General features: G+C 60.5%; 5 protein-coding genes. 1 reads left to right on the plus strand and 4 read right to left on the minus strand.

Annotated elements, in window-relative coordinates; genetic code table 11:
* Positions 1 to 540: IS256 family transposase (locus tag HMPREF0975_RS03165; RefSeq protein WP_009232685.1), on the plus strand; the 540-nt coding region annotated here is incomplete at its 5' end.
* Positions 541 to 1,141: 601 nt separating this feature from the next.
* Here the strand turns inward: HMPREF0975_RS03165 and HMPREF0975_RS14625 are convergent.
* From HMPREF0975_RS14625 to HMPREF0975_RS03175, 4 genes are all read right to left on the minus strand, one after another.
* Positions 1,142 to 2,002: a hypothetical protein gene (locus HMPREF0975_RS14625; RefSeq protein WP_009232686.1), complete on the minus strand. Its 861-nt coding sequence runs from the start codon at positions 2,000 to 2,002 to the stop codon at positions 1,142 to 1,144.
* A gap of 21 nt (positions 2,003 to 2,023) precedes the next feature.
* A complete protein-coding gene (locus HMPREF0975_RS15415; protein WP_009232687.1) occupies positions 2,024 to 2,806 on the minus strand; it encodes a hypothetical protein in 783 nt (260 codons plus the stop codon).
* Between the two features lie 495 nt (positions 2,807 to 3,301).
* Positions 3,302 to 4,810 carry a glycoside hydrolase family 36 protein gene (locus HMPREF0975_RS03170; RefSeq protein WP_009232688.1) on the minus strand — a complete coding sequence of 503 codons (1,509 nt, stop codon included), beginning with the start codon at positions 4,808 to 4,810 and terminating at the stop codon, positions 3,302 to 3,304.
* 138 nt (positions 4,811 to 4,948) lie between these two features.
* Positions 4,949 to 6,025 (minus strand): Gfo/Idh/MocA family protein (locus tag HMPREF0975_RS03175; RefSeq protein WP_009232689.1); only part of this gene is annotated, 1,077 nt, incomplete at its 5' end.

Here is a 6,025-nt window from a genome sequence, read left to right on the forward strand (position 1 = left end):
GCCGGCATCCAGGCCGCTGTCAAGGCGATCCTGCCGGGCGCGGCCTGGCAGCGGTGTCGGGTCCACTTCGCCCGCAACATCACCTCCAGGCTCGGCTCGGCCCGCTCCAAGCCTGCGGGCGCCCTGATCTCCACGATCTTCGCCCAGACCAGCCAGGAGGCCGTCACCGCCCAGTACAAGCACGTCATCGACTCCCTGAAGGACGCCTTCCCCGAGATCGCCGACATGCTCGCCGACGCCGAGGCCGACCTGACCGCGTTTGCGGCCTTCCCCAGGGAGCACTGGCAAAAGATCTGGTCCAACAACCCCATCGAGCGCCTGGGCCGCGAGATCAAGCGCCGCGCCGACGTTGTCCAGGTCTTCCCCGACCGGGAGTCCGTCACCCGCCTGATCGGAGCCGTCCTGCTCGAACAGCACGAGGAATGGCAGTACGGCGAACGCCGCTACCTGTCCAAGACCTCCCTGCAACGCCTCACCCACATGCTCCACCACGACCAGCACCCCCGACCCGACCACCACACCACCACCCTCAACCCCTAACCCGATCTACACCACACCAAAAGACTTGACCGCCGGGTTTCCTCACAACCAGGTGGATGCTTGGCTGCGGCTACAAGGCGTCGGCACGCGCTGTCCCGGCTCCAGCCCATGACTGGGCAGACCTCTCCAAGGATCCGCCCCCTGCCCTTCTTCAACACCTTCGCGTACGCCTGGCGTACCTGCCTGTGATCTCACACTTGGGCCTGCACCAGCCTCCCCACTTCCCATGCCCACCACGGCCCACGGACTTCACAGGAAGTTCTCAGTTAAGCAGCGAGCCTAGTTCACAGGCATTCCTGATGAATCTCGTCGGTCGCTGGACAGATAGCCAACCGATTCATAGACTTAGAAACGGTTGATGGGCTTCGCACCTGTTGGCCAGGTTGATCGTTTGATCTACCACCCTTTGAAGAACCAGGTTGATGGACGGCGTGGGCCCGTAGGCAGGGAGTATGCGATGGTGCACGACAATGCGACAGTACATCGTCTTCCTTATTTTTTTGTATCCCATGGCTGACACGTAGTTATCAATCGTTATTCTTCTAAGGTGTAAGACCTACGCGTATCGCCTCACCGTGATTCACGGTGAGGCGATACTAAATTATCGACGAGCGACTGACAGCATTCTGCATCGTTCTCCTTTTCGAATAGAACCGTCTGGACATACATTTATGTAACCATTCCGACCTACTTCCCACGCCTCCCACCCATTGGATACAAGCATTTTTTTACTCCCTTCTTTCCCCCAACTCACGTCCCAATGCCAGCCGAGAGGGAGGGCGCACCCACAGATGTGCGCAGGCACCAACCCGTGACATGCACCGTTACCATCCCACAGTTTTCCGTCATCATCGAGCCACTGAATCCCTTTTCCCAAATATTTATATTTTTCCTTGAAAATACGACGAGCTTCTGGCGACTCCAACAAATACAGACGGCGCCGCGAGAACGCCGACATAGGTAGGCACCTAGGGTCATTTTTATTTAATGCAAGATCACCTCCAGGATGGTCGAACCAGAACATACAGTCTTTAATTACGCGCTCAAGATCAGATTCATCACTGACTATTCGAACACAGGCAGCATCACCTAAGTAGTCTTCGAGAGTGACCGACGTTCTCCTTGACCACTGATCAAAAAGATTGAGGAGGACTCGAGCACTACCAAACTGAATAATTGCAACTAATTTTCTGCGACTGGATTTCGAAAGTTCTTTCGCTAGCTTCGAATTGACTGTGAATAACTTTTCCTTTCCAGCTCGCCTTGGCTGAGTGTACCGACGTATTGCAGTAAGCAAATGATTCGAGGCCGCCTCCGCATCGATTCTCTTCCACATACCATTTGATAGCGCGTTTTTCTTTCCGACAAAATAAAGAGAGCGTTCAAGTTCAAGACTATTCGGGGCCTCACCTGAGGATAACCCCTGGTAGGCCCGATCAATTGCTAAGATGTCAGGATTCATTTGCGCAGACTCACAGAATAGTTATTCATTACTCCAGACCCGAGCTACGAGACCTGCAGGAATCATAATCATCGAGAGTTCCTGCTCAGTCGCCACATCGATTAAACTTCGTAATTTATCTCGAGCGAATGAGAGAGAACTGTTTTTCGTTTCTTTTCTGTCAGCGATAGGAGTGAGCATGTCTTTCGGAGGATCGATCGCGTTTTCCTCAAACCAGTGATTAAGAATATCGAATACCTTCGATTTAAGGTACTCATACCACTCGCCGCGAATCTCGCGTAGCAGATAGACATACCTATAATCATCGACCCATTTTTGTATCGAGCGTTCGGGATGCTGGTCCGCAAACTCCCTACGAAATCGACGCAAATCCTCCTCGGAGAGCTTTGGTAGGACCAGTCCTGTCGAGTCGCTCCGACATTGGGATACCACTCCTCGGTCCCAACAATGAGAAACTTCTGAGTCTTTATTCATGACAGCAGACCATAAATCTCCGCGAATTCTTTGCCCCCTATAAAGTCTTGCATAATCCCCATCGTCGACGATCTCTCGACGTGCATCATCGATAAGTTCAACAGTGGCTCCCAGTTCCCCCGTTTCAACTTTTAGATATGGCTGAAGTTGCGCCCAATGAACTATATTCTGATCCCCGATAATCTTATTTCGAACATCTCGATTAATCTGAATCATTCGATTATTGAGTACAGACATATTCATGCGCCACCATTCCTTCTTTCCTTTTCTTAACGCTTGAAGGAAGGCTTCACGCACGAGCACAGGGACGGTGTCTGGTTTCGAAAGCATAGGGACATTATAGCGAACTTAGCTCAACGTTTCATATAGAAGAGCATCTATGGAGAACAAGAAGGCGATCCTCGAGTATCACATAAGTTGAGTTAGCCCGATATTTCATCAACACCTTGAGCTGAGATAGACACGTCGTTACCAGTGTCGAGAGTATAACTACGCCACTAGGTTAGGATGGCTTACGCGTGTCATGCCGCACGGTAGGTGACTGTTTTAAGAGACAGAGGGCTGGTAATCAGTAGCGGCGAGAAAATTGGAATCCCGGCCACCGGACTAATCTAGTAGCACCCGGAAGCATGTGAGGCCTGAGGGAAAAGCTCAGTCCAGTGGTACAGGTGTCAGAGCCCCAGCTCAGGGAGCCGGCCATCGTGATCGCCGAAGACTCCCCGCCACCTACATGTCTGTAATCGGTCTCATCGATCGGGGAAAATAGCCGATCATCACATGGGTGTTGGAGCTGCAGCCCGGCCCCGGAGCCGGCTCAGCCCCGCCTCACAGCGGGTAAGCCGACGACGCCCCCTCGATGGCCTCGGTGAGGTCGATCTCGCGCTCGCCCAGCTTGAAGCGGTAGCGGTCCAGGATCTCCAGGGGCTCGTCCTCGGCGGCCAAGTAGGCGCGCACGGCCTCCTTCTCCTCCTCGTCGAGCCAGCTCATCCGATCCGACAAACACCGGTAGCGGCTGGCCTCGGCCACGTCGCGCAGCCACTGCATCTGGGTGTCGTCCAGGAGGTTGCGGCGGTGACGGAAGAAGACGACGTCGGGGTCGACCCCGATGACCCGCCCCAGCCAGAGCCGGTTGATGCCAGCGTGCAGAGCGTTGTAGGCCTTGGCGTCGGATAAGTCGTCGGAGGCGTAGTTCTCCCACATGGGGGCCACGTCCGGCCCCACCCGCACCGCGTCGAGCAGCCCGATGGAGGGCATGATGAGCGCCCCGGACCCTAGGAGGAAGGCCTCCTCCCCGGCGGCATCGCGCACGAGGCGCAGCCCGGTGCGATAGGCCTCCTCCCGGTCGATCTGCCGGTGCCGGTAACCGGGGACGGCGGCGGCGTTGATGAAGTCGAGCTTGAGGTAGTCGAAGCCCCACCGGTGGACGATCTTGGCGATGAGCTTGCGCACGTAGGTCTGGGCGGTGGGGTGGGTGGTGTCCAGCGCGTAGTAGTCGCCGCCCCAGTTGGAGCCGGCCACGGCCAGTCCGCCGTCGGCGTTGTGGACGAACATCTCCGGGTAGTCGCGCACCGCCCGGGAGCCGGGCAGGGCGATGAAGGGCGCCACCCACAGGCCCGGCTGCATACCGGCCTCGCGGATCCGGGTCGCGGCGGCCTCCATGCCGTCGCCGAAGCTCTCGCCCGCCTCCCAGTCGCCGACCGCGGCCTGCCAGCCGTCGTCGATCTGAAGCGTGGAGAAGCCCAGCTCGGCGACCTGCGGGACCTCGCGCTCGAGCGCCTCCTGCGAGATGCCCTCGTAGTAGGAGTACCAGGAGCACCACACGCTCTGCGGCGTGATCGGCCGGCTGCCCAGGGTCTCGCCGAGCTCGCGCGCGTAGCGGGCCATGACGGCGATGGCCGGACCGGGCAGGATCACCCAGCGGGCCGAATCGCCGGACTCGGTGAAGGCCTCCAGAACCGCGGTGTCGGCGCGCAGGCGCGGCGTGCGCCCATCCAGGCAGCCCACGAGCAGCGCCCCGGAGGCGTCCTCCAGGACCGCCATCCAAGCCGAGTGGTGGCGGGCCGGATCGTCCCAGGAGTCGTCGTCCGCGGTCCGACGCCGCTGCTGGTTCGCGATGCGCATCGGTGCCTCACTCAGGCGGCGCCAGCCCGACGGCGACCAGGAGTTCTGGCCGGTGCGGTAGAACTCGCCGTCGCGCATGTCGTGCAAGAGGGTCAGGTGCGAGGCCTCCACGTAGACCGCACCGGTGGCGCCGCCGGCCCCGTGCTGGGTGGTCACCGTGCCGTCGCAGGCCAGGGCGATACTGCGCCCGGTCAGGGTGATGTGGTGAATCATGCGCTCTCCTCAGCTCCTGCTTGTCCCGCCTGCGGGTCGGGTCCCCGTCGAGACACCAGCACCGCCCGGCTCGCACTGTACGTGGTGCCGACCGTCCAAACCGACATTTTCTTCAAAGATGACGCGGAGCCGCGTCGTTTATGAAGAAACCGTCGGTGAGTCCGGACCCCGCTGGCCGCGATGGAAGTAGGCCGCCAGGTCCGCGTCGAGCTCGGGCACGTCGTAGGGGACGGATCCCGAGCGCAGAGACCGGGTGGCCAGCACCCCGGCGGCGACCGCCTCGCGCGCGGAGACCGGTGAGGCATCGGTGACCCCGCCGTCGCGCACGAAGCGCAGGAACTCGTCGATGGCGAGCTGGTCGGCGCTGTCGTGCCCGGTGCCCTCCTCGGCGATGACGTACTCCTCGGTGGCGCGCTCGGCGTAGTGTTCCGTGCGCTCGGTCCACACCTTGACGACGTCGCCGGCGCTGTCGCCGAGGTTCTCGGCCCGGCCGCGGGTGCCGATGACCGTGTAGCTGCGCCAGTAGTCGGGGGTGAAGTGGCACTGCTGGTAGGAAGTCATGACCCCGTTACGCATGGTCATCATGAGCATGGAGTGGTCTTCGACGTCGATGACGGGGTTGAGGTCGCCAACCTCGTCGGCGGGCCAGTGGTCGAGGGTGAACCAGTCCTGCATGACGGTGCCGGCGCTCGTGCCCGGCTCCCGGCGCTCGGCGTCACCGTAGACCATGAGTCCGCCCATGCCGACGACGCGGGCCGGCTCGGAGGCGGCCAGCCAGCTCATGACGTCGATGTCGTGGGCGGCCTTCTGCAGCAGCAGACCGGTGACGTGGCGGCGCTCGGCGTGCCAGTCGCGGAAGTAGTAGTCGCCTCCGTTACCCACGAAGTGGCGGCACCAGATCGCCTTGAGCTCCCCGATCCGCCCGGAGTCGATGATCGACTTCAGCAGCCGCACCACCTCCATGTGGCGCATGTTGTGACCCACGTAGAGGCGGGTACCGGTGCGCCGGGCGGTGGCCAGGATGCGGTCGGCGCTCTCGATGGTGATGGCCAGGGGCTTCTCCAGGTAGACCGGGACGCCGGCCTCGAGGAAGAAGCCGGCCAGCTCCTCGTGCGTGTCATCGGGGGTGGTCAGGATGACGGCGTCGATGCCGCACTCCAGCAGGGCGCGGTGGTCGGCCACCACCGCCACGCCCTCGGGCAGGAGGCGCTCGGC

Source organism: Actinomyces sp. oral taxon 849 str. F0330, assembly GCF_000239715.1.
GTDB classification, from domain to species: domain Bacteria; phylum Actinomycetota; class Actinomycetes; order Actinomycetales; family Actinomycetaceae; genus Actinomyces; species Actinomyces johnsonii.